Source organism: Campylobacter sp. IFREMER_LSEM_CL292 (assembly GCF_025771615.1).
Classification (GTDB): domain Bacteria; phylum Campylobacterota; class Campylobacteria; order Campylobacterales; family Campylobacteraceae; genus Campylobacter_D; species Campylobacter_D lari_D.
In genome coordinates this window covers 1-1,141 of the sequence record NZ_JAKMQP010000030.1, presented here as the reverse complement: position 1 = coordinate 1,141, position 1,141 = coordinate 1, and the positions used below count along the sequence as shown (strand labels likewise).

The 1,141-nt window shown below is 29.1% G+C and carries 1 protein-coding gene; it reads right to left on the bottom strand.

The genetic code is table 11. The features are described 5' to 3' along the window. The coding region (locus L8T82_RS07895) for a cache domain-containing protein (protein ID WP_263670498.1) at positions 1 to 966 on the bottom strand (966 nt) is incomplete at its 3' end. Positions 967 to 1,141 lie beyond the last annotated feature (175 nt).

Below are 1,141 nucleotides of genomic sequence, written 5' to 3'. Positions count from 1 at the left end.
TTGGATTTTTTGAAGTGGAGAAAGATTATAATTAATCATAAATCTTATAATTACAAGAGCAATTACCAAGCTTATAACACCAATAATGATTTGTTGTATTAAAGCTTTATTTACCGGGTCTTTATAGATTTTTTCATCTGCAATCACACAAACATTATATCCTGTTGAAGATTTCTGACAAATCACAGCCTTGCGAGGAGCATTTCCATCTTCAATTAACATTGGTGAGCTTGAAAGAAGTCCTGATTTTCCTTCAGGTGTTGAAAGATATGATTTTACTATATTTTGACTTAATTCATTTTTTGTTAATAATGCCTCAGAAGATTCATGAAAAAGTATAGTTCCATCATTATCTAAAACCACAGTATATCCGCTTTGTGACCTTCCCATTGATAATACATTATCTGAAAAAGTATTTAAATCATAATTTCCACCTACTGCACCTATAAATTTACCATTAACAACTATAGGATATGAAAAAGATAAAGAAGGAGCTTTTAAGCTAGGGGCAATATAAGGCTTTGATATTACAACTTTGTTTTCTCCAGAAGCAACACTTGTGTACCAACTTCTTGTTCTAGGATCATAGCCATCAGATGGCATTTGATGGTTTCCATTTGATCTAATCATTGCACCATTGTGTGCAAGTCCTACATATAGCACATCAAAACGACTAGCTTCTTTTGCAACTTTAACCATAGTGTAAATTTCTTCTAAACTCGCATTAGGATTTTTTTGCAATTCAGAGGCGACAGATCTAATAGCATCGCTTCTTGAAGCAGTGTAGTCATCAAAATTCTTTAAAACATCTTGCATTGTTTTAACTTGTATATCATTGATGAGTTTTTGAACATCATGCTTTACTTCGGCATAATTAAATGCATTTGCTATAAATAAAATAGCTATAATTGCTAAAAAAACAAAAAAAGTTAATTTTCCCGTTAAACTTCTTGTAATGTTTTTCATAATGAATTATCCTTGTTTAAAAATTGTAAATTTTAAGGGAAAAATTATCTTGTATTATTTTTAATAAAAAAATGCATTATTTAAATATAAAAAAACTATTTTTTAATAAAAAAATTATAAAAAATAACAATCACATCCAATCAAAATCACCAACCCCAGCTTAGCAATTAACACT